Origin of the sequence: Pantoea rwandensis (genome assembly GCF_000759475.1) — a bacterium.
Lineage (GTDB): Bacteria > Pseudomonadota > Gammaproteobacteria > Enterobacterales > Enterobacteriaceae > Pantoea > Pantoea rwandensis_B.
The window spans coordinates 3215568-3240869 of record NZ_CP009454.1; the positions used below are offsets into that span (position 1 = coordinate 3215568).

Sequence of the window (25302 nt, forward strand, 5' to 3'; positions counted from 1 at the left end):
ATACACACAGCAAACGTGATGTTTTACGAAAGAGAATTTCCCATTGAACGAATTTTTACCCGCCTTTGTGCGGGTTTTTTTGTGCCTAAGCGGTATTGATCACATCTTTATCTGTGGCAAAGCGCATGATGCATGAAACCAGAAGGTACGATAGTTTCCCCAAAAGATTGCCCGCGCTTCATCTCACTCGCAGCGCGGGCTTTTTTGCGTAAATAGACTAGATTTGAAGTGGTACTGTCGAAAACGTGGAGGCGAGAATGCGTTATCTTTTGCTGCCAGGTATCACTACGGTTTTGCTAGTAGTAGTTGTGTTTCTGATGCAAGCACACTGGAGTCCCATGCTGTGATGATTCGACCCATCACGGCAGGCCAAGAAAAACTATAAAAGATTACGCTGAACTCTCCGCACAGGCTGAACTCAAGGGCATCCTGTGCTTTTTTTTAAGCGTGCGCTGGCTATTTCTAAGGGTAATACTATTCTCAATCGGTTCCCGTTTCCCAATGGGACGCCATCAATTACAGGCAAAACTTTTGCCGCCCGGAACCCATTGCTCCGGGCTTTTTTGAAAGCATCAAATCGGCGAGCCATCCTGCTCATGTATCGCAGTGACTTCATGTGTCACCACACCAATCACTGCCACATCCCCTGGCAAATCATCTTCCAGAGTCTGGCCTTCATCGGTGATGATTCGACGCGGATGCATATAGGTGTGCCCCCATCCGTAAATGCCTGACAAATCCGGCAGGACAGCATCACCATTCTTTGGCCGCCGTTTCTCATCAACGATGCAGCTGCGCCCCTTCCATTCCACAAGGTAACAGGTCGTGCTGGTCGCAAGCACCTTCTGCACCGGCAGTGTCATCTCGCCACTCACAGGTTCGAAATTCGAGTGGTATATGCCAGCGACAACCTTTCCCGCTTCATTGCCCACGCTTTCTGAGTGCCCTGTCCTGCGAACCATAGTTTTCCCTTCCCGCTTTGATTGAGGCCGTCTACAACGCGCATCAGCGCCTCGCTATTGGCCTGTGGTTTGTGTTCGTCAAAGAGATTGAGTTAGGAGACGCCCTGACTGAAAAAATCACCCAGCATTACCCCTGCTTTCATATAACGTCGGTTATCGAGCCAGATACGACCCAGCATCTCCATAGCCAACCGGATAATGTCTCGGTTGTCGTTTGATGGCGTTTGTAAATTGCCCATAGCCTGGTTGCCATAATAAATTCCATTAACAGCGTGCAGACTGGTGCGAACAAAAACCGCTACCTGACAGCAGAACTGGCGTTCTTCGCGTAACTTCTCTGCAGCCCGCTCCGCGTAAGCGCAGATGGCCTGACATATTTCCATGTAATCGGCTAAACGTGAGAAAGCGTTTATTTCCCGTATGTATCGCTGGGTATATGAGCGCGGCATGGTGAAGGGTAATCCTTCAAAGGGCGTTAAGAAGTTCAAAGAGGATTCTCGCGACCGCTACGTCACAGATGCGGAATATCAGGCGCTATATTCGTGTGCGCCAGATATTGTGAAGGTGGCAATGGAGTTGGCGTATTTATGCTGTGCCAGACAAGCAGATGTTCTTTCCATGAAAAAGAGCCAAATCATGGAAGAAGGGATTTTGATTAAACAGAGCAAAACAAGCGTAGCGCAAATTAAGGGCTGGTCCCCTCGCCTGACTACTGTAATCAGCATGGCAGTAGAGCTAAACCTAAAGCCAGGCATGAGCAGTATATTCATCATCCACCAGCCGAACGGTTCAGGCTATACGCGCGATGGTTTTAACAGTCGTTGGAGCGCAGCCCGTGAAGAGGCTCGCATTAAATTTCCAGAACTGCTTTTTGATTTCACCTTCCACGATCTGAAAGCAAAAGGGGTATCAGACCTTGAGGGTGATCTTTATGAGAAGAGAGCCATCACCGGGCATAAGAACGTCGAACAAACCGCAGCATACGACCGCAAGATCGTTGTCGTTCCGATTGTCGGTGGGCAGAAAAAGAGCGTTTGATATTATGAAGTCATATTATGAAGAGAACTGAAGACACAAAAAAACCGCCCTTGGGCGGTCACGACATTACTGCATATTGCTTTGATTTTATTAGGTTTTAAGCGACTACTAAATATGGTACCCGGGGCGGGACTTGAACCCGCACAGCCATAAGCCGAGGGATTTTAAATCCCTTGTGTCTACCGATTTCACCACCCGGGCAGGGTGTAAATTGGAGGCGCGTCCCGGAGTCGAACCGAGGTAGACGGATTTGCAATCCGTTGCATGGCCACTCTGCCAACGCGCCTTTATTCTGATGTGCCATCTGTCAGCAACAGACGACTAAATTTGGAGCGGGAAACGAGACTCGAACTCGCGACCCCGACCTTGGCAAGGTCGTGCTCTACCAACTGAGCTATTCCCGCATAATCTTCGTCTTTCACTTTACTGCTGCGTTAGCTTCCTTCATTCACACAGGTCACTTACTGAAGTAAGCTTTCTGTGGTTCGTTCAGTCGCCGCCTTGCTGAAAACTGAAATACTTGATTCTTTAATTCACCGAACTCGCTGATTTTATTCAGCTTCTTGCAGACTCGCTGCCGTTCGATGCGATGCATTCTACTTATCTGACGCAATGAGTCAATAGAATTATCCACACAGTGCGTCCGTTTGCTGCTTTTTAAATCGCATCGATCAGCTATCGAGCAAATCACCGCGTGCGGCGCTCAAATACTGGAACATTGACCAGAAGGTCAGCACCGCGGCGATATACAGTGCTACGACACCCACCCCCACCACCGTAGCGTCTGGACGCCACAGCAAGGCGAACAGAGAGAACATCTGCGCCGTGGTTTTCACTTTGCCAATCCAGGAAACCGCTACGCTGCTGCGCTTACCAATCTCCGCCATCCACTCACGTAAGGCTGAGATGATAATTTCGCGCGCAATCATGGTCGCTGCCGGTAAGGTAATCCACCAGGCGTGGAAATACTCGGCAACCAGTACCAACGCAATGGCCACCATCACTTTGTCAGCTACAGGATCGAGGAAAGCGCCAAAACGCGTGGTTTGCTTCCAGCGGCGGGCAAGAAAACCATCAAACCAGTCAGTCACGGCGGCAACCACAAAGATCAATGCAGTGGCAAAAGGTGCCCATTGAAAAGGCAGATAAAATGCCAGCACAAAGAATGGAATCAGTACAACTCGAAACAGGGTAAGACACGTCGGAATGTTAAATTGCATATGCCAGTAACTGTCTGGTGTGAGTAGAATTTAACGTATGTTCCTACATTGCCCCCCCTGTTTCAATGCTAGTGTTTCAGCGAGTAGTAGATTTTTTCCGCCAGCGCGAAGGAAATCCCCGGCACTTTAGCAATCTCATCCACGCTGGCATTCATCAGGGGTTGCAGGCCCCCCATGTACTTAAGCAGCTGTTGGCGCCGTTTTGGCCCGACCCCTTCAATGCTTTCTAGTGCACTGGTGTTCTTCACTTTCGCACGTTTTTTCCGGTGCCCCGAAATTGCATGATTGTGAGAGTCATCACGAATATGTTGAATCACATGCAGTGCAGGCGAGTCTGGCGGCAACGAAACCCCCTCACCTTCCGCTTCAAAGAACAACGTTTCCAGACCCGCTTTACGGTCAGTGCCTTTTGCCACGCCCAGCAAAATGGGACGATCTTTATCCCATGGCACATCCAGCTCTGCAAACACTTGTTTCGCCTGCGCCAGCTGGCCTTTACCGCCATCGATGATGATGACATCAGGGATTTTGTCCTCTTCCAGCGCTTTACCATAACGACGACGTAATACCTGGTTCATCGCGGCGTAATCATCGCCAGGCGTGATGCCTTCAATGTTATAGCGGCGGTAATCTGAACGCAGCGGTCCATCGCGGTTAAAGACCACACACGAAGCTATCGTCTGCTCACCCATGGTGTGACTGATGTCGAAACATTCCATGCGCTTGATGCTGTCGAGTTCGAGAAAGACTGCCAGCGCCGCCAGTCGCTGCTGAATAGTGGAGTGCTGAGACAGTTTCGTGGTCAACGCGGTGGCAGCGTTGGTGCGCGCCAGTTTAAGGTAGCGCGCCCGATCGCCGCGCGGTTTACTTTGAATATTGACCTTGCGGCCGGCCAATTCACTCAAAGAATCGGCCAGCAACTCGCGTTCAGGCAGGCTAAAATCCAGCAGAATATCAGCTGGCAAAGTGCGTGCTTCGCTGCCCTGCAGATAAAACTGGCCGACAAAGGTTTGCACCACTTCGGTGAGATCGGTATCGGCTGGCACTTTCGGGAAGTAACTGCGGCTGCCCAGCACTTTGCCCTGCCGAATAAACAGCACGTGCAGGCAAGCCATACCGGCGTCGAATGCCACCCCCATCACATCAAGGTCATCCCCCTGATTGGAGACAAACTGCTTCTCGGTGACGCGTCGTACCGCCTGAATCTGATCGCGCAGACGCGCCGCTTCTTCGAAGCGCAATCCATAGCTGGCCTCTTCCATGCGTTTGACCAGTTGGTTGATTACTTGATCATCTTTACCGGCAAGAAACAGCCGCACGTAGTCCGTTTGCTGCGCATACTCATCTTCGCTGACCAACCCCGCTACGCATGGCCCAAGGCAACGGCCAATCTGATATTGCAAACAGGGGCGAGAGCGGTTGCGATAAACACTGTTTTCACACTGTCGAATCGGGAACACTTTCTGCAACAGCGCCAGGGTTTCACGCACCGCATAGCCATTAGGGAAAGGCCCAAAATATTCCCCTTTCGCGTGTTTAGCACCACGATGCATCGCCAGTCGCGGATGCGCGTCTGCACTCAGGAATATATAGGGATAGGATTTATCATCACGCAGCAGCACGTTATAGCGAGGCTGATAAAGCTTGATGTAATTGTGTTCAAGCAGCAAAGCTTCGGTTTCGGTATGCGTCACCGTCACGTCGATGTTTTGGATGTTACTGACCAGGACTTCGGTTTTTCGACTGCCTACCTGAGTGCGGAAATAACTGGTCAGGCGCTTTTTGAGGTCTTTCGCTTTACCGACATAGATCACCGTGCCTGTCGCGTCATACATGCGGTAGACGCCGGGCTGACTGGTCACGGTGCTCAGAAAGGCTTTGGAATTGAAAACGTCACTCACTACTGATTAACGGCTCCGCATTATAGAGACCATGTCGAATGGCCAGATGCGTTAACTCTACGTCGCCACTGATGTTCAACTTACTGAACATGCGATAACGGTAACTGTTAACGGTTTTCGGGCTGAGATTAAGCTGCTCGGAAATTTCCGTCACCTTTTGCCCTCGGGTGATCATCAGCATAATCTGCAATTCCCTTTCCGACAAACAGCTAAAGGGCGATTCGGCTTTTTGCGGCTCGATTTGGCTAAGCGCCATTTGCTGCGCAATATCTGATGCGATATAGCGCTGACCTGAATGCACTGAACGAATCGCACTCACCACTTCCTGCGGGGCCGCACCTTTGCTCAGATAACCCGCCGCACCGGCTTGCATCACTTTTGCCGGCAGCGGATTTTCGGTATGGATGGTCAGCATAATAATGCGGATGTCAGGATTGAAGCGCACAATTTTTCGCGTGGCTTCCAGACCGCCGATGCCCGGCATATTCATGTCCATCAGCACCACGTCCACCGGATTGCTGCGGCACCATTTCACCGCATCTTCACCACAAGCCACTTCCCCGGCAATTACCAATCCCTTCATATCTTCCAGTATGCGGCGAATACCGGCGCGTACCAGTTCATGGTCATCAACAAGAAGCAGACTGATCAACGGGACGTACTCCGCAGGTTAGTGAGGGGAAAAATATATTTCAGGAGGGTCATCTTACCGGGTTTGCCGGGGAAAAAACATCTGGTTACGCAGATAAATCCCAAATGAAATGATACATATCAAATTGAGCTCATTCCCAGATATCTTTTGAGTAAAACGCACTAGCATGCAAGAATTAAAATGTGAAATTGTGACTAATATCATTATGTTATAATTTATGCTCTTTTCATTGACCGCTGGGCTTTGTAAAATAAAAATAACTTCAACGCCTGATTTTCCCTGCCTATTAATAACGCAAACATCCATTTAATGTTGGTTTAATCTCCACCGCTTCGCCTGGGATAAATTCCTCATTCAACCATATGATATACTCTGTTTTTTACACACAAATATTGTGTCTACATTCAGTAACACCACCAAGGAGTCAAAGATGAGTGATGAAGACTTTTCAACATCGCGGGATACCCAGGCACTGGCCGACGAAGTGGCTTGCCTGAAAATGATGGTGACGCTGATTCTGAAAGGAATGGGCCAGGCGGATGCCGGTAAGGTTATTATTAACATGGAGCGCTATGTGCAAAGCGCGTTAGCGGATAAGCCGCAGGCGGAGGTGTTCAGCAACACCATTCGTCAGATTAAAACCGCCTACCGTCAGTAAGCGGTGAAGCCCCGCGCGATGCGCGGGGTGATCAACTGTGCGACTGCCAGTTCACTGAAACACCCAGTGACGGCAGCACCTCTTCCGGACTAAACCGGCGTGTGCCGCGATACTTGTCCGCCAGTGCCGGCTGATGAACCGGAATACGAATGGCAAACAGATTATCCTCAGATTGAATCAAACCAGGTGATAAAGGTTCGTACACGACATGGTGCTGCTCAAACATTTTTTCCAGCATCGGCGTTGCTGAGCTGATCAGGTACTCCATACCGCTGAGTTCCGCCAACTGCACCGCATGCCACAAAATCGTCAGTGGCAGTTCTGCATCCACCTCAAGGCGTGCCGAAAAGCGTGACATTTCCCAGACTTTTTCCTGATCGAACGGCAGCACCATGCCTTCAGGCACTTCGGGTTCATGCCAGGGCAACAAACGTGCACAGCCGCAGATCCCCTGGCGCGCATTCCAGGCGATCATCCAGGTGACATCGGAGCGATCAAAGCGATCATACTCCTGTCCAGGCGTACTTAAGCGCGGCGGGATAGACCAACCTTCACCCCGCGCAAAAACGCTATAGCGATACGTTCCTAATTCTGCCAACAGAGAGGACGGCATATCCTTAAGCTGTGTTTGAATTACTTTCATCATGCGCCCCTGACATCCCCATGTTTGCAATGATTTCTTTGCGCCAGCCTGGCAAAGTTCCGGCGCAGGGTAGACAACTGACTAAAGAGTGGGAACTACTAAAATTAGTAGTTGCCTTTTTGCTATATCAGGCCAATTGCCGCCGCATAACACGCAATCTGCGTTTTATTGGAAACATTAAAACGCTTTTGCATATTCTTTTGGTGAAAATTCACCGTATGTTCTGAAATCGCTAAAATCAGTGAAATTTCCGCAGAAGTTTTTCCTTCTGCCGTCCATTTCAAAATTTCCAGTTCGCGTTGGCTAAAATCATTAGATAAAACCGCCATTGAACTATCATTTAGCCGCTCAAGCACGCGCAAACTCAGTTCCGCCAGTAGGTGCAGTTTCACCTCTAGCTGAACGCGTAAGTGTTGAGTCTGACTGTGAAGCGATGATGCTATAGATAATATACCAATGGCACGATTTGGCGCCATTGCCGAACAAGAAAAGCCGCTGTTAAGCCCTGCCGCATTCGCTTCAGCCCATAAATTACCGGCACCGGTAAATAAATCCCGTGTCCATTCCACGCCTCGTCCCGGCCGCTGACAAAGTAACAGCACCGGATCGACAGCATAATAATTTTCGCTTTCATAGCGCTTAACCCAGCTTTCCGGGTAAGTACTGAACAAAAACACGCGCGGCCGGGTAAAAGGCACGGGATGTTGAACCAGGAAAGCGAATGAATCAAAACCCATCGCTTCAATGTGTTTTTGTAATAGCGTTTTTACTTGAATCACTTCCGTCAGCGCCTGAAATTCATTTTCAGTTTTGCCACGCCAGACGAAATAATTATCGGTCGTCATTATTGCCTCAGCGTTGTTTCACGCTTTAACTTGTTATTCGTTCTGATTAACACAAAAAATAAATTAACTAGAGAAAAAATATTGATTGAAATGAGAGCAGCCCACGGGGTAACAATCATAACCATCCTGTTGTCAATGCGTTACCATTATGGGGAACTGAAAGCAGATACATTTTGCCAACAGCTTCACAACTTTAATCCTCTTTCCTGATTAGAATAGGATTTTTCCGAAGGAGTTTCAATCACCCTATTCATCGAAAATCATCATTAGATTGATAAATTTTTAGCATCGTCATTAACCAAAATCACTCACTTTGAAAGCGATTACTGAGGGTAATAGCGGTATTTGTGGGACGACGCCTATTCGGCTCATTCTTAATCCCAGTGATTTCTGTGGTGAGCGGTATAACGTGATTTCCGTCACCCTCTTTTCCAGCTACGCTTAGAGGATGTACGGGTGATGACGCTGTGGACTTTTCAGGGGAAGACGTTGCGCCCTCATGCATACTGGCGCATTGTCATGCGTATTCGAGCATCATAACGGGGCTGACTATGATGAACCAACTGGCATTACCTTTCCTTGTACTGGGCGGTTGTACAGCGCTGATGATCTTAAAAGATCTTTTCCGTCACCCGCATCCGGTGGCCATCATGAATATCATCTGGCCGCTGACCGGCCTCTATATGCCGTTCATCGGATGGTTAGCCTGGTGGTATCTGGGCCGTAAACCTTCACGTCAGGTAAAACTTGCGCTGCTGGTTCCACAAAAAATTCAGAGTAATGCCAGCTGGCAAACAATATTTATTTCCACCTCATTATCTGCTGCGGCCTGTATATTTGGCGACATAATGACCCTACCAATAATCACCTTGCTAAATCAGTTCGCCATTATGCCAACGCTTTGGATGCAGGCAATTATTTGCTTGATAGTTTCTCTGGTGGTGGGTTTATTTTTCCAGTTCCTGGCGATTCGCCAACGTGAAAAACGTTCATTTGGCCGGGCGTTATTATTAGCATTTAAAACCGAAACATTCCCCCTGCTGATTTATCAATTAGGTATTTTTATCTTTATGGCACTGGCACTAAAATTTGTTCTCAACCAGCAAATCAATCCGTTGCTGGTCGCTTTCTGGTTTATGTTACAACTGGCCATGATCATCGGTTTTCTATTCTCCTGGCCCGCTAATCATTTCCTGATAAAACGAGGGCTTAACCCCGCCGTCTAACTAACGACAGTATCCGGCGCCGCGCATGCCCAGGTGAAAATGTCCGGCATGCGCGGCGTTGTAATCCGGTCCTAACGCATTGCCAAAGGTCGCACAGCCGTTTTGCCATAAAGCGCGGAGCCCTGCAGCCGCATCCTCAGGTTGATGCCAGTTTTTTGCCACCTGCAGCCAGCGTCCATCGGCAAGCTGAAACCCTGTCACATCCCATGCATCTGCTGTTGCATGCTCGCTTAAACGCCCCTGCTGGCGATGATAGATATTTCGACAGGCGTAACTGCCGACGTGGCTGATGTGCCGAATCGGGCTGTTGATACCTGCCTGCTGCAAGGCGTGAGTGCTGTTGACGACATAGATTGTGCTGCTCACTGCCATGGGGCAACTGGCAAGAAAGCTGCTGCTCAATGTCACTTCACCAAAACCACTCACGCGCAAAGGTTGTTCAATAGGGCAATCACCTTTCAGTGCTGGCACCGCGCGAAATTCTACCCATCCCTGCTGACTGGCTCGCTGCATCACCGCCATACAGGCCGCAGGATCGTGACTCAGGCGCTGCAATTTGTAGCGCATCATCCATCCTTGTGGGTCAGTGACCGACAGCGGCGTAAACGGATTCCACTGCGGCGGCAAATGCGTTTTCAGCCACGGCAAACTCCACCAGCCACATAATGCCAACAGAGCAATCGCTAATAATGCGCGCATCACACCTCACGTTTACTCATAAAAAGAAGACGTAAGTGTAGGTGGCAAAATGGGGAGATAACGCAGAAAAGGCTTAATTGCTGAAGATTTACGCAAATGTACCGTGGATTATGCCATGTAAATATTTACTGACAGAGGAAACCCCGTAAAAGGTCACAATTGTAAAAAAACAATTACCGAGAGTTGCAACCTTTCCACTATCTTATGCCACTTGCCCTATCAAACGGCACGTTATCTAACAGCCAGTAGAGCTGACACAACATCAAAACAGGAAAGATATATTTATGGTTGATCAATCCAAAGAGGCGCTTATCGAGGCCGAACAGCCCGATAAGCTCCAGCGTAATCTGCATAACCGCCATATCCAACTGATTGCTATCGGTGGCGCGATCGGCACCGGGTTGTTTATGGGCTCAGGTAAAACTATCAGCCTGGCCGGCCCCTCGATCATTTTCGTTTATATGATCATCGGTTTTATGCTGTTTTTCGTCATGCGCGCTATGGGCGAATTGCTGCTCTCAAATCTTGAATATAAATCATTCAGCGATTTTGCTGCCGACTTACTCGGGCCATGGGCGGGATATTTTACCGGCTGGACTTACTGGTTCTGTTGGGTGGTAACGGGCATTGCTGATGTCGTGGCCATTAGTGCCTATTTCCAACTCTGGTTCCCCGACTTTTCCATCTGGATGAGTGCGCTGCTGTGTATATTTGTGTTCCTGGCGCTCAATATCGCAACGGTGAAATTGTTTGGCGAAATGGAGTTCTGGTTCGCGATTATTAAAATCGTGGCGATTGTTGCTCTGATCGTGACCGGCATCGTGCTGGTCAGCATGCATTATCCTTCACCTAACGGCAGCGCCGCGGCCCTGAGCAATATCTGGGATCATGGCGGTATGTTCCCGAAAGGATTGAGCGGCTTCTTTGCTGGCTTCCAGATTGCGGTATTTGCCTTCGTCGGCATTGAGTTAGTGGGAACAGCCGCAGCAGAAACCAAAGATCCGCACAAGGTGTTGCCACGCGCGATTAACGCCATTCCGTTGCGCATCATTATGTTTTACGTTCTGGCGTTGCTGGTGATCATGGCGGTGACGCCGTGGAATCAGGTGATGCCAGACCGCAGCCCCTTCGTTGAGATGTTTGTGCTGATCGGATTACCCGCCGCCGCCAGCATCGTTAACTTCGTGGTGCTGACTTCTGCTGCATCATCCGCCAACAGCGGCATTTTCTCCACCAGCCGTATGCTGTACGGTCTGTCAGAACAAGGCGTGGCACACAAAGCGTTTGGCCGCCTGTCGGCACGCGCGGTTCCCACCACCGGGCTGTTTTTCTCCTGCTTCTGCCTGCTGTGCGGCGTGGCGCTGATTTACCTGATTCCCGATGTGATGACGGTATTCACCATGGTTACAACGGTATCGGCGATTTTGTTTATGTTCGTCTGGACCATCATCCTGTGCAGCTATCTGGCTTACCGCAAACAGCATCCACAACGTCATGCTGAGTCGAAGTTCAAGATGCCGCTGGGCAAGCTGATGTGCTGGGTGTGCATGGCGTTCTTCGCCTTTGTCATTGTCCTGCTGACCTTGCAAGATGATACTCGCCAGGCGTTGATGGTCACGCCGCTGTGGTTCGTCATTCTCACTATGGGCTGGTTGTTACGTCGTCGTAAAGCCTGATAGCCCTGCCGAAAAAAAGCCCCGAATGCTCGGGGCTTTTTTTATAACCTTTCGCGTAATTTATGCCATGCCTGCGCCAGTGAAGGCCGTACCGAAGGCTCCCTTTCCGGTGCCGGTTCGGGAACATGTGCCGATCCCAGATTGAAGGTGAAGGTGTAATTGGGCGCTTCCCCCATCCTTAAATCCGAAATCAAGGTATCTTCACCCTGCTGGCGCATGGCGTAAAAACCATGGCTGAACCACGCCACTCGCTCGGCATACCAGTCGCCTTTAAACGCATCGAACAATTCCGGGTTGCGCGGATGCCAATGAATTTCCAGTGCACGATCGGGTGACAGCAGTGACCAATAGGCTTCACCGTAACGATCGGGGGTCATAATCACGGTTCGCCACACCAGGGTATTAAACGCCGTTGGCGTCACCAGCACCTGCTGCGGCTTGATGGATTGATCGGTCAAATCACGATTGATATGCTGCGTCGCCACGCCCTGCACCACCATGCTCCAGCCGAGATACAGCGTACTGATCAGCAAGCCCGCCTGATTCCAGCGCAGCCCTACGCCATCACGCCGCCATAACGCCACCCCCAGCGTGATCAGCAATGGCAGTGTATACAACGGATCGATGATGTACATGCTGCCAATCGCGTAGGGGAAATCGGTAAACGGCAACCCCAGTTGCGTGCCGTACACCGTTGTCAGATCGAGCAATGGATGCGTAATCAGGGCCAGCCAAATTGCCAGACACCAACCGCGCCAGTGGGAGCGACTGCGGGTTGCACCTGCGATCAGCCAGGCCAGCAGGGGCGCAACTAACGTGAGCCATATCAGCGCATGGCTCTCAGTTCGATGCAGCGTCATATTGCGAATCGCATCGCCATGATCGATAAACACATCAAGATCGGGCAAGGTGCCGGCAATCGCCCCCACCAGCGCCGATTGCCATAACGGCACGCGCTTGCCCATTACCGCAACGGTGACCGCCGCGCCCAACGTCAGTTGTGATAGCGAATCCATGCACTCTCCTGGCTAAAGCGGGATCAACGCACGCGGATCCCTTCAATAATCATGCGCTGAACATTCTCCAGCGTTTGCTCAAAAAATTCAGGGTCACTCAGGGTCTGGCCGGTGATCGCTTCAACCTGCGAAGCAAAATCCGCGTAGTGTTGCGTGGTGGCCCACAACAGGAAAAACAGATGCTGAGGTTGCACACCGGCTAACCGCCCTTCTGCAATCCACTGCTCGATGATCGCCGCCTTCTCATCCACCAGCGCTTTTAAATCCCCGGCCAGTTCACCTTTGAGTAAAGGAGCGCCTTGTAGCATCTCGAGACAGAACAAGCGCGAGGCCTGCGGGTGATCGCGCGACACCTCCAGCTTAAGACGGATATATTTCCGAATGGCGGTCAGTGGGTCCTGATCGTGGCGCAGTGCACGCAGTGGTGCCAGCCATACATCAAGGATCTCCTTCAGAACCGCGATATACAGCACCTCTTTTGAGGGATAGTAGTAAAGCAAATTGGTCTTGGAGACATCGGCACGCTCTGCCACTTTATCGAGGCTGGTACCGTGAATACCGAACTGCGAGAAGAAGCTTAACGCCGCTTCCAGTATCGCAGCCCGTTTTGCGGCAACGGCACGTGAACGTCGGCCCGGTTGTTTTTCATCGCTTTTCACACTGTTACCTCTTCAATCCTGCCTGTCTGCATCATAACAAAGCCCCTCTTTCCTGCCTAATCGCTCGCCCTGCACCTTTTTTGACCACCGTGCGCATGAAAAACGTGCAAAAAGTTTTGACCAAACGGTCTGATTTAGACCAACCGCTCTACTTTCATCCTTTAAGGGTTTTTAACACATTGTTGTATAAGGCATTTAAAAATGTGGCACAGGCTTTGCAATTCTGTGACTGAGCGCCGCTCGCAGGATGCGTGCAGGAAGCAGTGCAGCGCGTAAAGCAATGCCCGTTCAATGCAGAGAGGTTTCACATGAAAATTGGCGTATTTATCCCGATTGGCAACAATGGCTGGCTCATCTCCACCCATGCGCCGCAGTACAAACCGACTTTTGAACTCAATAAAGAGATTGTGCTGAAGGCCGAGCATTATCACTTCGACTTTGCGCTCTCGATGATCAAACTGCGTGGCTTCGGAGGTAAAACCGAATTCTGGGATCACAACCTTGAATCCTTCACGCTGATGGCGGGGCTCGCGGCGGTGACCTCACGGATTGAGATCTATGCCACGGCAGCCACGCTGACGCTGCCCCCAGCAATTGTGGCGCGCATGGCCGCCACCATCGATTCGATTTCCAATGGCCGTTTCGGCGTCAATCTGGTCACCGGCTGGCAGAAACCCGAATACGAACAGATGGGATTGTGGCCGGGTGATGAGTACTTCTCCAGCCGTTACCAATACCTCACCGAGTACGTCACCGTGCTGCGCGATTTATGGGGCACCGGTCAGAGTGACTTCAAGGGTGAATTTTTCACCATGAATGACTGCCGCGTCAGCCCGCAACCGCAGAAACCGATGAAGGTGATCTGCGCCGGGCAGAGCGATGCCGGTATGGCGTTCTCCGCGCAGCATGCCGATTACAACTTCTGCTTCGGCAAAGGGGTCAACACGCCCACCGCTTTCGCCCCGACCGCCAGCCGCATGAAAGCCGCAGCGGATCACGCCGGGCGCGATGTTGGCTCTTACGTGCTGTTTATGATCATCGCCGCCGAAAGCGACGAGGCCGCGCGTGCCAAATGGGAGCATTACAAAGCAGGTGCCGATGAAGAAGCGCTTGCCTGGCTCACCACGCAAAGCCAGCAGGACACCAAATCGGGTAGCGATACCAACGTGCGTCAGATGGCCGATCCCACCTCAGCCGTCAACATCAATATGGGCACCCTGGTGGGTTCATACGCCAATGTGGCACGAATGTTGGATGAAGTGGCAGAGGTCGATGGCGCTCAAGGCGTACTACTGACCTTTGATGACTTCCTGCAAGGCATTGAAGATTTCGGCGAACGTATCCAGCCATTAATGCAGTGTCGTCAAAACGTTATCACTTCGCAGAAGGAGGTTGCCTGATGAGTACCGTAACCTGTGCCCATACGTCGAGTTTGCCCAATATCACCCTGCCCGCCCGGCCCGAAGCTATCGCACTGCCGCCGGCGCAAAGTGCCTTGATCGTCGTGGATATGCAAAACGCCTATGCCACCGAAGGGGGTTATCTGGATCTTGCCGGTTTTGATGTCTCCGCCACCAAACCCGTGATCGCCAAAATTCATCAGGCGGTCACCGCGGCACGCGCCGCTGGCATGCAGATTATCTGGTTCCAGAACGGCTGGGACGACCAGTACATCGAAGCGGGTGATGCTGGCTCGCCTAACTTCCATAAGTCGAATGCACTGAAAACCATGCGTAAGCGCCCGGAGTTACAGGGCACGCTGCTGTCGAAAGGCGGCTGGGATTATGCGCTGGTGGATGAACTGGTGCCACAGGCAGGAGACATCGTGCTGCCCAAACCGCGCTACAGCGGCTTCTTCAATACCCCACTCGACAGCATGCTGCGCAGCCGCGGTATCCGCCATCTGGTGTTCACCGGTATAGCCACCAACGTGTGTGTCGAATCCACGCTGCGTGATGGCTTCTTCCTCGAATATTTTGGCGTGGTGCTGGAAGACGCCACTTATCAGGCTGGACCGCCGTTTGCTCAGCAGGCGGCGATTTTCAACATCGAAACCTTCTTTGGCTGGGTCAGTGACACAGACACCTTTTGTGAAGCCCTGAAGGCTTAAGGCCAATCTCACCTGCAAAACCATAACGATAAGGAACTGCGACGATGCCTAAAAGTGTGATTATCCCTGCCGGTAGCGGCACCCCGATTGCGCCCTTTGTGCCGGGAACGCTGGCCGATGGCGTGGTTTACGTGTCAGGTACGCTACCGTTCGATGCCAGTAACAATGTGGTCCACGTCGGCGATGCAGCGGCACAAACCCGCCACGTGCTGGAAACCATTAAAAAGGTGATCGAGACCGCCGGTGGCAAGATGAGTGATGTCACTTTCAACTCTATATTCCTCACCGACTGGAGCAACTACGCCGCGATTAATCAGGTTTACGCCGAGTATTTTCCCGGCGACAAGCCTGCGCGCTTCTGCATTCAGTGCGGATTGGTTAAACCAGACGCACTGATTGAAATTGCCAGCGTCGCGCACATCGGTCCCCAGGAGGCGTAATGCACCTTGAGATTCATGGTTTAACCGCTGCCGACGCGCCAACGCTGGTGCTGTCGTCCGGCCTGGGTGGCGTGGCGGGCTTTTGGCAACCCCAGCTAGCGGCACTCACTCCTCATTATCGGGTGGTGACTTACGATCAGCGCGGTACCGGTCGCAGTGCCGATACGCTGCCTGAAGGCTACAGCATGGCGATGATGGCCGCCGAACTGGCTGAACGACTGGCGCAACATGACATTCACCATTACGACATTATTGGCCACGCGCTGGGTGGCCTGATTGGCCTGCAGCTGGCCCTGGATTATCCCGACCGTGTCGGCCGCATCGTGGTGATTAATGGCTGGCTGTCGCTGGATCCTCACACTCAACGCTGCTTCCAGGTGCGGCAGGATCTCCTGCTCAACGTGGGCGTTGAAGCCTTCGTGCGGGCGCAGCCGCTGTTCCTCTATCCGGCTGAATGGCTGGCGCGCCATCAGGCGCGTATCACGGCTGAAGATGCTCATCACGTGGCTCATTTTCAGGGTATGGAGAATCTGCTACGTCGATTACATGCATTAATGAACTGTGATTTTCGTGCCCATGCAGCGCGGATTCAGCAACCGGTGTTAGCCATCTGTAGCCAGGACGATCTACTGGTGCCGTGGAGCTGCTCGCCACTGCTGGCCCAGGCGTTGCCTGACAGCAGTCTGATTGAGATGCCGTGGGGTGGACATGCTATGAGCGTGACCGATGCCGATAACTTCAACGCACTGCTGCTGCAATGGTTGGCCGAAACCGCTGCACCTGCACAGCGTGCCGCAAGTTGAACAGAGGAGTTGAATCATGAGTGTGCATGAATTGCCGCTGCCGCCCAATGTTGACCGCGATGCTTTTCGCCATGCCATGGCACGATTGGGTGCTGCGGTGAATATCATCACCACCGACGGTCCAGCGGGTCGCGCCGGATTCACCGCATCTGCGGTCTGCAGCGTGACGGATACGCCGCCTACTTTGCTGGTGTGTCTGAATCGTTCGGCATCGGTCTGGCCGACCTTTCGGGATAATGGCTATCTGTGCGTCAACACCCTCGCAGCCGGTCATGAGGATCTTTCTACGCTGTTTGGTGGTAAAACGCCGATGGATCAGCGTTTTGCTGCGGCTAACTGGCACACGCTGGCCAGCGGTTCACCGCTGCTGGAGGGTGCCACCGTGTCGTTTGATTGTAAAATCACCCAGGTGGTCAGTGTTGGCACACACGACGTTTTGATGTGTGAAGCGCTGGCGCTGGTACGTAACGATGATTCCCATGGCCTGGCGTGGTTTGACCGTGGATATCATCACCTTTTACGGCAGGACGCCCGCTAACGCCGCTCTGCGCGGCCCGGTTCCACCGCTACCCTGGAGAAAACGATGGCGAATTCCTGGTTCCCCCGCTGGCAGAAAAAGTCAGCCATGACCGAAGATGGGCTGATTGCACCGGATGAAACCCTGCCGTTTGGGCAGACATTTGTGCTGGGCTTGCAGCATGCTGTAGCAATGTTTGGCGCGACGGTATTGATGCCGTTGCTGATGGGACTGGACCCCAATCTGGCGATTCTGGTTTCTGGCATCGGCACGCTGCTGTTTTTTGTTGTGACCGCCGGCCGCGTCCCCAGTTATCTCGGATCCAGCGCCGCCTTTGTTGGGGTCATTATCGCGGTGACCGGATTTAACGGCCAGGGATTGAACCCTAATCTGGCCCTGGCGCTGGGCGGGGTCATTGCGTGTGGCGCACTCTATACCCTGATTGGCCTGATTGTGATGAAAGTCGGTACGGGTTGGATTGAACGCCTGATGCCGCCTGTCGTCACCGGTGCAGTGGTGATGGCGATTGGCCTTAATCTGGCTCCAATCGCCGTGCACGGTGTTTCTGCATCGATGTTTGACAGCTGGATGGCGGTGATGACGGTGTTATGCATCGGCGTGGTCGCGGTCTTCACTCGCGGTCTGGTTCAGCGCTTACTGATTCTGGTTGGCCTGATTGTCGCCTGGGCGATCTACGCCTTGCTCACCAATGTGTTTGGCCTCGGCAAGCCGGTCGATTTTAGCGGTGTCGCCAATGCGCCATGGTTTGGTTTACCGCACACCACCGCACCGGTGTTTGATATGCAGGCGATAGTGATGATTGCCCCTATCGCCATCATTCTGGTGGCTGAAAACCTTGGTCATATTAAAGCCGTTGCCGGTATGACGGGGCGCAATCTGGATCCCTGGATGGGGCGTGCGTTTGTCGGGGATGGCCTCGCCACCATGCTGTCAGGTTCGATGGGAGGTAGCGGCGTGACAACTTACGCAGAGAATATCGGCGTCATGGCGGTCACCAAAGTCTATTCGACACTGGCGTTTGTCGCGGCAGCAGTGATTGCGCTGATACTCGGCTTTTCACCGAAGTTTGGTGCCTTGATCCATACCATTCCCGGCCCGGTGATTGGCGGTGCCTCTATTGTGGTATTCGGCTTGATTGCCGTGGCAGGTGCGCGAATCTGGGTGCAAAACAACGTTGATTTCAGTCAGAACGGCAATTTAATCATGGTGGCCACCACGTTAGTGCTGGGCGCTGGCGATTTCGCTTTGAAGATCGGCAGTTTCACCATTGGGGGAATTGGCACAGCAACCTTCGGTGCCATCATTCTTAACGCGATCCTCAAACGTCGTGGTGCCGCACTGGCAAACCAGGCGGCACGACAGCAACCTTAAGGCTCCAGCGGTGCCTGCTCAGGCACCGCTTTCTTGCGGCGAAGTCGTAACTCGCTGACGATGACCCCACAGACGATCAGCGCACCACCCAACAGGGCGGCGGCCGGTAAACGTTCACCCGCAATACGCCCTACCACCCCTGCCCAGACCGGTTCACCGGCGTAAATCACTGTGGCACGTGTCGGCGACACGCTGCGCTGCGCCCAGTTCATTGTCACCTGAATCAATGCACTGGCCGCACCTAGCCCCAGTGCACTCAACAGCAATGGCGTTGAGATTGTTGGGACCGACTCGCCGTTAGGGATCATAAAGACAAAGGCACAGGCCGATGCGACCATCAGCTGAATCAGCGTCACACGACGCACATCTACCTGCCCGGCAAAGCGGCTAATCAGAATGATTTCAGCCGCGATGGCCAGCGTACTGAGCAATGTGGCTATTTCACCGGCGTTTAATGTCAGGCTGCCATCTTGCGGCCCGGCCACCAGCACTAAACCGGTGAACGCCAGCATGATGCCAATCCATGCCATTAATCCAGGTGGGCGGCGCAGAAATATCCATTGCAGCAATGGCACCACCGGCACATACAGCGCCGTTAAAAACGCCGACTGACTGCTGGAAATGGTTTGCATTCCCCAGGTTTGTAAGCCGTAGCCACCTGCAATCGCCAGTCCTATCAACGCACCGGCCTTAACTTCGAGCCATGTCATCTGTTTCAGGTAGCGACGAAAGAAGAAGGCCAGCAACAGCGATGCCGTCGCAAAGCGCAGCCCCACAAAGAAAAACGGACCAGAGTGCGCCATCGCCCGGTGAACCACCAAAAAGGTGCCCCCCCAAACCATGGTGATGAAGATAAGGACAAGTTCCTGACGCGTAATACGCAGGCTGAGACGTGAGCTTGAAGCGGACATAACGCACCAAAATATTCGATTGGCGGTCATTTTTGCCTGGTCATGAGGGGAAATGCAATCTTTGTTACCGCCGGGCGAACCCGGCGGAGGGGGAATCAAACACAATCACATTACTTCTTGCTGCGACTGCGTCCCCCTTTTTCACCTGCTTCGGAAGCGCGTTGCGGGTCGTTCCTAAAATTACCGCCGCTATTTTTGCCGCCTTTACGTCCGGCTTCCGCGGCTCTCTCGCGATCCTCCGCGAAATTACCTGATCCTCCACGATGTTGTGCCATCATTTCCTCCAGGGATTGAGCATCTGTGGTTAGACCTTTTCATCCAATAGGGTGAAAAGCGAGACGACGTAGTATTCGCGCCGCCTGATGAAAGAATAGTCAACTCAACTAGACATTCAGCTAATATTCACACTTTGAAACACATAATTCACTTAATTATCCATCATAAACCAGATTAATCTCCAGCTTACAAGCGGTTAGCCCGGCAAAAAGCGCAGCACTGAACTGCCCCCATATATCCTCCCTTCCGGCACCTTACGCAGTCTCTTCTATACTTCTGAATACTCATCACCCTCAGCAGGATAGAAAACCATGGCAAAAGTTTTGGTGCTTTATTACTCAATGTATGGACATATCGAAACCATGGCGCAAGCCGTGGCTGAAGGCGCAAAGAGTGTGAGCGGTGCAGAAGTCACTATTCTTCGTGTACCGGAAAGCATGGATGCGGAGAGATTTGCGCAGGTGGGCGGCAAGGTGAATCAGTCAGCGGCTGAAGCAAAACCTGAAGATTTAACCCAATACGACGCCATCATCGTGGGTACGCCAACCCGCTTTGGCAACATGGCCGGTCAGATGCGTAATTTCTGGGATCGCACTGGTGGATTGTGGGCCTCTGGTGCGCTGTACGGCAAACTCGCCAGTGTATTCGCCTCGACTGGCACCGGTGGCGGTCAGGAACAAACGATTACCTCGGTATGGACCACTCTCGCCCATCACGGCATGGTCATCGTGCCCATTGGTTATGGCACCAAAGAACTTTTCGATATTTCTCAGGTTCGGGGCGGTACGCCTTATGGCGCCACCACGATTGCTGGCGGTGATGGCTCACGCCAACCGTCTGCGGAGGAACTGGGAATTGCCCGCTATCAGGGCCAATACGTCGCCGGACTGGCGGTAAAACTGCAAGGATAAATCCACAACAGGAGACCTTTATGGCCACAGAACAGTCGAAAGCTCACCACGTGGGCGAATGGGCCACGCTGCGCCACACCTCACCTGAAATTGCTGAAGCCATTTTTGAGGTGGCGAATTATGACGAACGACTCGCGGAAGAAATCTGGCGTCAGCAAGGAAGCGACGATGTGCTGCTCCGCGCTTTTGATAAGACCGATCAGGACGTTCTGACGTGGGACGACAAAACCGTCGAGCGTAAAAACGTTTAAAACGCAGGCGGGCATGTCCCGCCTTTGTCATTTTTTCTGCCAAGGAACCCTTTATGTCAGCCTACCAAAGCATCAACCCGGCCAATAATCAGTTGCTGAAATCCTGGCCTAATCACGATGACACCTTCATGCAGCAGGCACTCAGCGCGGCTGACGAACTCTACCACTCTACGTGGTGCAAAGGCGATATGCAGCCACGCCTGCAGGTGCTGCACCGACTGGCCGATTTGATTGATCAACGCGTTGATGAATTAGCGGAGATTGCGAGTCGTGAAATGGGCAAGTTAATCGGGCAGAGCCGAGGTGAAGTAAAAATTTGCGCACAGATCGCCAGATATTATGCGGAACATGCGGCTCACTTGTTACAGGCACAACCCTATCCCAGTACGGTGGGCGATGCCTGGCTTGAGTATCACCCAATAGGGGTGGTGGTGGCCGTCGAGCCCTGGAACTTCCCTTATTACCAGCTGATGCGTGTGCTGGCACCAAATCTGGCACTGGGAAATCCGGTGCTGGCGAAACATGCCAACATTGTGCCGCACTGTGCGGATGTCTTCGAAAAACTGGTTGAAGAAGCGGGTGCGCCAAAGGGTGCGTGGACCAATCTGTTTATCTCGAATCAACAAGTCGCCGATCTGATTGCCGATCCGCGCGTGCAAGGTGTCGCGCTAACGGGCTCTGAACGTGCCGGCAGCGCCGTGGCGGAACAAGCTGGTAAGCATCTGAAAAAATCCACGCTGGAGTTAGGCGGCAATGATGTATTCGTGGTGCTGGACGATGCCGATATCGACGAAGCTGTGCGCCAGGGTGCGCAGGCGCGATTGAGCAACTGTGGTCAGGTGTGTACAGCAGCTAAACGCTTTATTCTGCACGAAAAAATCGCGACTGAGTTTATGGCGAAGTTTAGTGCGGCCCTGCAATCGGCCAAACCGGGGGATCCACTGGATGAGAGCACCACGCTGGGTCCGCTTTCATCGAAAGAGGCACGCGACCGTTTAGTGAAGCAGGTTGAAGATGCGATTAAGCAGGGTGCGCATGTTGAACTGGGCGGCAAAGTGATTGAAGGCGTGGGTTGTTATTATCAGCCGACCATACTCACCGGTCTTACGCCGCAAAACCCTGCCTATTACCAGGAGTTTTTTGGACCCGTCGCACAGGTTTATGTGGTGGCTGACGATCGCACCGCCGTCGCGCTGGCCAATGATTCGCACTATGGCTTAGGCGGTTCAGTCTGGACGCGCGATATTCTGCGTGGGCGCAACATGGCATCGCAGATCGAGACAGGTATGGTGTTTATTAATTCCCAAAGCGATACCGCCGCAGAATTGCCGTTTGGTGGCGTGAAACGCTCAGGCTATGGACGCGAATTGTCCGATCTTGGCCTGAAGGAGTTTGCGAACCAAAAGCTGGTGGTCGTGGCTGGTTAACGCAAATAAAAAACCCCGTCGCGACGGGGTTTTTTCATGGTAGCAACGCTAGTTGCTGGCAGGTGCCGGTTTTGCCGCCTCGCCTTCCGGCTTGGCTGGCGTCGCATCTGACTGCGCTTTCTGCGCTGCAGCGGCATCGGCCTTCGCTTTGTCCTCCGCCGCTTTCTGCGCGGTGGCTTTCTCGGCTTTCGCTTTATCCTCTGCTGCTTTTTGCGCAGCCGCTTTATCCGCCTTCACCTTCTCTTCAGCAGCTTTAGCATCAGCCGCTTTCTGCGCCGCTGCTTTATCTGCTGCGGCTTTGTCGGCGGCCGCTTTATCAGCCGCGGCTTGATCTGCTTTGGCCTTAGCGTCGTCATTGGCAGCAGGCGCAGGTTGTGCCGCTGGCTGCGCTGCCGGAGTCGGAGCAGCTGGCTGCAGCGGTGTGCCCTGCAGAGCAGTATTCAACGCGGTAGCAAACTGATCCCAGCTGCAGTAACCATTGGCATCGGCATCGCAGCCTGCCAGTTGCAGCGTGACTCGCTTCGGCGGGTTTTTCAGGCTCAGCACATCGGCATTACGCAGTTGTTCTGCGGTCTGATAAACGTATTCCATTTTCAGCAGGTCTTTGTTGTTTTTAGCATCGTGCCAACGCTCAAACACCACCTGGCCACCGATAGGCGTTTTCTCATCGTTGCCCGGCAGCTCGTATGGCTTAACCTGCAATGCGCTGAGCAGTGAAGCAATATTCGAATCGTGCCCCACCATCACCGTGACTTTCGGTGCGTTCGCTTTGTCTTGATCCACTAACTGGCTGCGGATGTAATCCACCAGCGGTGCGGCCACTTCGCGTGCAACATCGGGAGAAGTAAACAGCGCATCCTGATAACCATTTTTGATCGCTGCGAGAGATTTCCACTGCTCAGGGGTTTTGATCTGGCCCCAGGCCACCTGATCGGCGGGGAAACCTTCGTAATATTGCAGCGTGAAGGCGTCGACCAGGGAATTACCGATTTTCAGCGGCCCGTTCACGTTAGGCTCTTTGCCATTTTCCGCGCTGAAGGTGTTATCGCCGCTGCTCAGATCACACTGTTTTTTGCCGTTACAGGCCGGTGCAGATTTATAATCAACAATCTTTTCTAACTGCTGGAAAGCCGGTTTCAGCGCCAGCTTCTCATTCGCAGCCGTCATCGCCGCCAGCGCTTTCTTATTGAATGCGTCGCTGCCGTCCGTGATCACCGGATTAAAGATAGGATCCATGGTTCCCATCGCATCCTGATGCGTCACGGAAACATCACAGCCCGGGAAAGCACCGGTAATGAAGTACTGCGCGGTCGCTACCGTACGTTGCAGGCTATTGGCATAGACGAAGATGTTGCTGCTATCCGGGCAGGTGCCGCTTTCCACCAGGCCCTGCTGTGCCAGCCACTGACGGGTATAGTTACCCATGTAGACTTCCAGCACGCCGCCTTTGGTGGTTAACTCGCCGCCGGGCACATCCCACTGCGGCCAATTCTTCTTGGTGGATTGTTCCAGCACGCTGCCGTTGTTGGCTAACGGTGCGCGCAGATTGTGACGGCTCAGCATCAGCACTTGCTGTAACTGCATATCTCCATCTGCCGCGTAAGCAGACATACCGATCGGGAGCGCAGCGATAACTGACAACGCGCAAAGACTCAGTTTCTTGATCATTGTGCCTATTCCATAATTCATCAGTGAAACACTCTGGCATTCAGACGATTAGCTCGCCATTGAGCGAATTACCGCACAGTGTAACCCAGCTTGCCTCGGAAAATCGCCAGATGTTTACAAAAACCGTGAATGGAATATAGCAGTAAACGCGCGTGCCGTCGGGTTACGGCAGCAGATTGAAAAGCAACGGGATGTTTTTCGGAATTCAGGAACGCAGAAAAGCAAAAAGCCCGCATTTCTGCGGGCTTCTTTAATATGGCGGAGGAACAGAGATTCGAACTCTGGGATGGTTTCCCATCGACGGTTTTCAAGACCGTTGCCTTAAGCCACTCGGCCATCCCTCCGGAAATCTTTTTGTCACTTCACTCTGCAAGAGTGATGGCGGAGGAGGAGAGATTCGAACTCTCGGATGGTTTCCCATCGACGGTTTTCAAGACCGTTGCCTTAAGCCACTCGGCCACCCCTCCGCAATGAGGCGCACTATAAACATCCCCCCGAACGATGTAAAGCGTGGATTGAATCGTTCGCCTGAAAAACAGCCAAAATCCATTTTTTCGCTGTCAAAATCACCATTCTGCTCAGTGAAACAGCAATTTATCGCGTAAAGATGGGTAAAACGACTTTGCTGTCTGGGAGCCGTTGCGTATCCGCAGGCCATATTTGGTGTTCTCTCTCTATAATGGAGCGCATGATGGATAGAATAATTAGCTCGTCACAGCAGCAATCGCTGATCAGCACCCACAAAGTGCTGCGCAATACCTACTTCTTACTGGGCCTGACGCTGGCGTTTTCCGCGGTCACCGCCACGCTCAGCACCGTGTTTGCTCTGCCCTCTCCGGGCTTAATTTTGATGCTGGTCGGTTTTTACGGTCTGATGTTCCTAACCTACCGTCTGGCAAATAGCCCGGCAGGGATTCTGGCGGCCTTCGCCTTTACCGGCTTCCTCGGTTACTGCCTCGGTCCCATTCTGAGCTCTTTCCTCGCTGCGGGCATGGGCGATGTGATTGCCATGGCGCTGGGCGGCACAGCGCTGGTGTTCTTCTGCTGCTCGGCCTACGTCCTGACCACACGTCGTGACATGTCCTTCCTCGGCGGCATGATGATGGCTGGCTTCGTGGTGCTGCTGGTTGCGGTCGTGGCGAATATCTTCCTGCAACTGCCAGCGCTGCATCTGGCGATCAGTGCGCTGTTTATCCTGTTCTCTGCGGGTGCGATTCTGTGGGAAACCAGTAACATCATTCATGGCGGCGAAACCAACTACATCCGCGCCACCGTGAGCTTGTATGTCTCGCTGTACAATATCTTTGTCAGTCTGCTGAGCCTGTTAGGTTTCGCCAGCAAAGATTAAGTCATTGTAGTTAACACGACTAACCCCGCTTCGGCGGGGTTTTTGCTTTTTTA

At 52.6% G+C, this 25302-nt stretch carries 25 protein-coding genes, 5 tRNA genes and 2 pseudogenes; 14 read left to right on the forward strand and 18 right to left on the reverse strand.

Translation table 11 applies throughout. The features are described from left to right. Positions 1-572: 572 nt before the first annotated feature. Together LH22_RS14700 and LH22_RS14705 are read right to left on the reverse strand one after the other, a co-directional pair. Entirely contained in the window at positions 573-863 is a 291-nt protein-coding gene (locus LH22_RS14700; RefSeq protein ID WP_038647703.1) for a hypothetical protein, read from the reverse strand. A gap of 8 nt (positions 864-871) precedes the next feature. After that, a pseudogene (locus tag LH22_RS14705) lies at positions 872-1363 on the reverse strand (DUF4113 domain-containing protein); the annotation flags it as partial. On the opposite strand from LH22_RS14705, the pseudogene LH22_RS14710 reads away from it, so the two are divergent. Beyond that, positions 1353-2000, forward strand: a pseudogene (locus LH22_RS14710) (tyrosine-type recombinase/integrase); the annotation flags it as partial. The pseudogenes LH22_RS14705 and LH22_RS14710 sit on opposite strands and share 11 nt — an antisense overlap. 115 nt (positions 2001-2115) lie before the next feature. Here the strand turns inward: LH22_RS14710 and LH22_RS14715 are convergent. From LH22_RS14715 to uvrY, 6 genes are all read right to left on the reverse strand, one after another. Continuing rightward, positions 2116-2201: transfer RNA gene (locus LH22_RS14715), tRNA-Leu, on the reverse strand. An 11-nt stretch (positions 2202-2212) separates the two neighbouring features. Continuing rightward, positions 2213-2286: transfer RNA gene (locus tag LH22_RS14720), tRNA-Cys, on the reverse strand. A gap of 42 nt (positions 2287-2328) precedes the next feature. Further along, positions 2329-2404, reverse strand: a tRNA-Gly gene (locus LH22_RS14725). Between the two features lie 267 nt (positions 2405-2671). Then, entirely contained in the window at positions 2672-3220 is a 549-nt protein-coding gene (pgsA, locus tag LH22_RS14730) for a CDP-diacylglycerol--glycerol-3-phosphate 3-phosphatidyltransferase (protein WP_034820295.1), read from the reverse strand. Between the two features lie 68 nt (positions 3221-3288). Continuing rightward, positions 3289-5121 carry an excinuclease ABC subunit UvrC gene (gene uvrC, locus LH22_RS14735; RefSeq protein ID WP_038647705.1) on the reverse strand — a complete coding sequence of 611 codons (1833 nt, stop codon included), beginning with the start codon at positions 5119-5121 and terminating at the stop codon, positions 3289-3291. Continuing rightward, on the reverse strand, positions 5114-5773 hold the full coding sequence (gene uvrY / locus LH22_RS14740; RefSeq protein ID WP_034820300.1) for a UvrY/SirA/GacA family response regulator transcription factor: 660 nt from the start codon (positions 5771-5773) through the stop codon (positions 5114-5116). Before uvrY ends, uvrC begins: the two co-directional genes overlap by 8 nt. Before the next feature lie 430 nt (positions 5774-6203). Between uvrY and LH22_RS14745 the strand changes: the two genes are divergently transcribed. After that, the gene (locus LH22_RS14745; RefSeq protein ID WP_034820303.1) at positions 6204-6431 is read left to right on the forward strand and encodes a DUF2594 family protein; all 228 of its coding nucleotides are present in this window, start codon (positions 6204-6206) and stop codon (positions 6429-6431) included. 31 nt (positions 6432-6462) lie between these two features. Here the strand turns inward: LH22_RS14745 and LH22_RS14750 are convergent, their stop codons facing one another. Together LH22_RS14750 and sdiA are read right to left on the reverse strand one after the other, a co-directional pair. Beyond that, positions 6463-7074 carry an acyl-homoserine-lactone synthase gene (locus tag LH22_RS14750; RefSeq protein ID WP_034820307.1) on the reverse strand — a complete coding sequence of 204 codons (612 nt, stop codon included), beginning with the start codon at positions 7072-7074 and terminating at the stop codon, positions 6463-6465. Between the two features lie 122 nt (positions 7075-7196). Beyond that, entirely contained in the window at positions 7197-7919 is a 723-nt protein-coding gene (sdiA, locus tag LH22_RS14755) for a transcriptional regulator SdiA (RefSeq protein WP_038647707.1), read from the reverse strand. 551 nt (positions 7920-8470) lie between these two features. Between sdiA and LH22_RS14760 the strand changes: the two genes are divergently transcribed. Next, complete coding sequence (locus LH22_RS14760) at positions 8471-9145, forward strand: DUF4396 domain-containing protein (RefSeq protein ID WP_034820313.1); 675 nt, start codon at positions 8471-8473, stop codon at positions 9143-9145. On the opposite strand, the gene LH22_RS14765 is transcribed toward LH22_RS14760, so the two are convergent. Beyond that, positions 9146-9844: an extensin family protein gene (locus LH22_RS14765; RefSeq protein ID WP_038647709.1), complete on the reverse strand. Its 699-nt coding sequence runs from the start codon at positions 9842-9844 to the stop codon at positions 9146-9148. It abuts the gene before it with no gap. Positions 9845-10128: 284 nt separating this feature from the next. Between LH22_RS14765 and cycA the strand changes: the two genes are divergently transcribed. Then, the gene (gene cycA / locus LH22_RS14770) at positions 10129-11520 is read left to right on the forward strand and encodes a D-serine/D-alanine/glycine transporter (RefSeq protein ID WP_038647711.1); all 1392 of its coding nucleotides are present in this window, start codon (positions 10129-10131) and stop codon (positions 11518-11520) included. Between the two features lie 41 nt (positions 11521-11561). Here cycA and LH22_RS14775 read toward each other — a convergent pair whose 3' ends face one another. Beyond that, entirely contained in the window at positions 11562-12536 is a 975-nt protein-coding gene (locus LH22_RS14775) for a metal-dependent hydrolase (protein ID WP_038647713.1), read from the reverse strand. Between the two features lie 23 nt (positions 12537-12559). After that, entirely contained in the window at positions 12560-13195 is a 636-nt protein-coding gene (rutR, locus tag LH22_RS14780; protein WP_034820328.1) for an HTH-type transcriptional regulator RutR, read from the reverse strand. Between the two features lie 308 nt (positions 13196-13503). On the opposite strand from rutR, the gene rutA reads away from it, so the two are divergent. The 6 genes from rutA to rutG are packed head-to-tail and all read left to right on the forward strand — an operon-like array spanning position 13504 to position 18457. Then, positions 13504-14595: a pyrimidine utilization protein A gene (gene rutA, locus LH22_RS14785; RefSeq protein WP_038647715.1), complete on the forward strand. Its 1092-nt coding sequence runs from the start codon at positions 13504-13506 to the stop codon at positions 14593-14595. Then, positions 14595-15305, forward strand: coding sequence for a pyrimidine utilization protein B (gene rutB, locus LH22_RS14790; protein ID WP_038647717.1), 711 nt, complete (start codon positions 14595-14597; stop codon positions 15303-15305). The genes rutA and rutB overlap by 1 nt, the downstream gene beginning before the upstream one ends. Positions 15306-15349: 44 nt before the next feature. Continuing rightward, complete coding sequence (rutC, locus tag LH22_RS14795; RefSeq protein WP_038647719.1) at positions 15350-15745, forward strand: pyrimidine utilization protein C; 396 nt, start codon at positions 15350-15352, stop codon at positions 15743-15745. Continuing rightward, on the forward strand, positions 15745-16548 hold the full coding sequence (rutD, locus tag LH22_RS14800; RefSeq protein WP_038647721.1) for a pyrimidine utilization protein D: 804 nt from the start codon (positions 15745-15747) through the stop codon (positions 16546-16548). The genes rutC and rutD overlap by 1 nt, the downstream gene beginning before the upstream one ends. Before the next feature lie 16 nt (positions 16549-16564). Next, on the forward strand, positions 16565-17086 hold the full coding sequence (gene rutF / locus LH22_RS14805; RefSeq protein WP_038647722.1) for an NADH-dependent FMN reductase RutF: 522 nt from the start codon (positions 16565-16567) through the stop codon (positions 17084-17086). Positions 17087-17131: 45 nt separating this feature from the next. Next, positions 17132-18457 (forward strand): pyrimidine utilization transport protein G, encoded by a 1326-nt coding sequence (gene rutG / locus LH22_RS14810; RefSeq protein ID WP_038647724.1) that lies wholly within the window; start codon positions 17132-17134, stop codon positions 18455-18457. On the opposite strand, the gene LH22_RS14815 is transcribed toward rutG, so the two are convergent. Both LH22_RS14815 and LH22_RS14820 read right to left on the reverse strand, forming a co-directional pair. Beyond that, entirely contained in the window at positions 18454-19368 is a 915-nt protein-coding gene (locus tag LH22_RS14815; protein WP_038647726.1) for a DMT family transporter, read from the reverse strand. The genes rutG and LH22_RS14815 overlap by 4 nt on opposite strands. 110 nt (positions 19369-19478) lie before the next feature. Then, a complete protein-coding gene (locus LH22_RS14820) occupies positions 19479-19643 on the reverse strand; it encodes a general stress protein (protein WP_071845623.1) in 165 nt (54 codons plus the stop codon). Positions 19644-19955: 312 nt separating this feature from the next. Here LH22_RS14820 and wrbA point away from each other — a divergent pair, with 312 nt between their 5' ends. The 3 genes from wrbA to LH22_RS14835 are packed head-to-tail and all read left to right on the forward strand — an operon-like array spanning position 19956 to position 22233. Further along, the gene (gene wrbA / locus LH22_RS14825) at positions 19956-20555 is read left to right on the forward strand and encodes an NAD(P)H:quinone oxidoreductase (RefSeq protein ID WP_038647730.1); all 600 of its coding nucleotides are present in this window, start codon (positions 19956-19958) and stop codon (positions 20553-20555) included. Between the two features lie 20 nt (positions 20556-20575). Next, positions 20576-20806, forward strand: a complete 231-nt coding sequence (locus LH22_RS14830; protein ID WP_038647733.1) for a YccJ family protein — start codon at positions 20576-20578, stop codon at positions 20804-20806. Positions 20807-20859: 53 nt separating this feature from the next. Continuing rightward, the gene (locus LH22_RS14835; protein WP_038647734.1) at positions 20860-22233 is read left to right on the forward strand and encodes an NAD-dependent succinate-semialdehyde dehydrogenase; all 1374 of its coding nucleotides are present in this window, start codon (positions 20860-20862) and stop codon (positions 22231-22233) included. Positions 22234-22281: 48 nt separating this feature from the next. On the opposite strand, the gene agp is transcribed toward LH22_RS14835, so the two are convergent. The 3 genes from agp to LH22_RS14850 form a co-directional block, all read right to left on the reverse strand. Beyond that, positions 22282-23901 carry a bifunctional glucose-1-phosphatase/inositol phosphatase gene (gene agp, locus LH22_RS14840; protein ID WP_156102803.1) on the reverse strand — a complete coding sequence of 540 codons (1620 nt, stop codon included), beginning with the start codon at positions 23899-23901 and terminating at the stop codon, positions 22282-22284. A gap of 256 nt (positions 23902-24157) precedes the next feature. Next, positions 24158-24245: transfer RNA gene (locus LH22_RS14845), tRNA-Ser, on the reverse strand. A gap of 35 nt (positions 24246-24280) precedes the next feature. Next, positions 24281-24368 (reverse strand) — tRNA-Ser (locus LH22_RS14850). Between the two features lie 224 nt (positions 24369-24592). Here LH22_RS14850 and yccA point away from each other — a divergent pair. Next, positions 24593-25249 (forward strand): FtsH protease modulator YccA, encoded by a 657-nt coding sequence (yccA, locus tag LH22_RS14855; RefSeq protein WP_034820380.1) that lies wholly within the window; start codon positions 24593-24595, stop codon positions 25247-25249. Positions 25250-25302 lie beyond the last annotated feature (53 nt).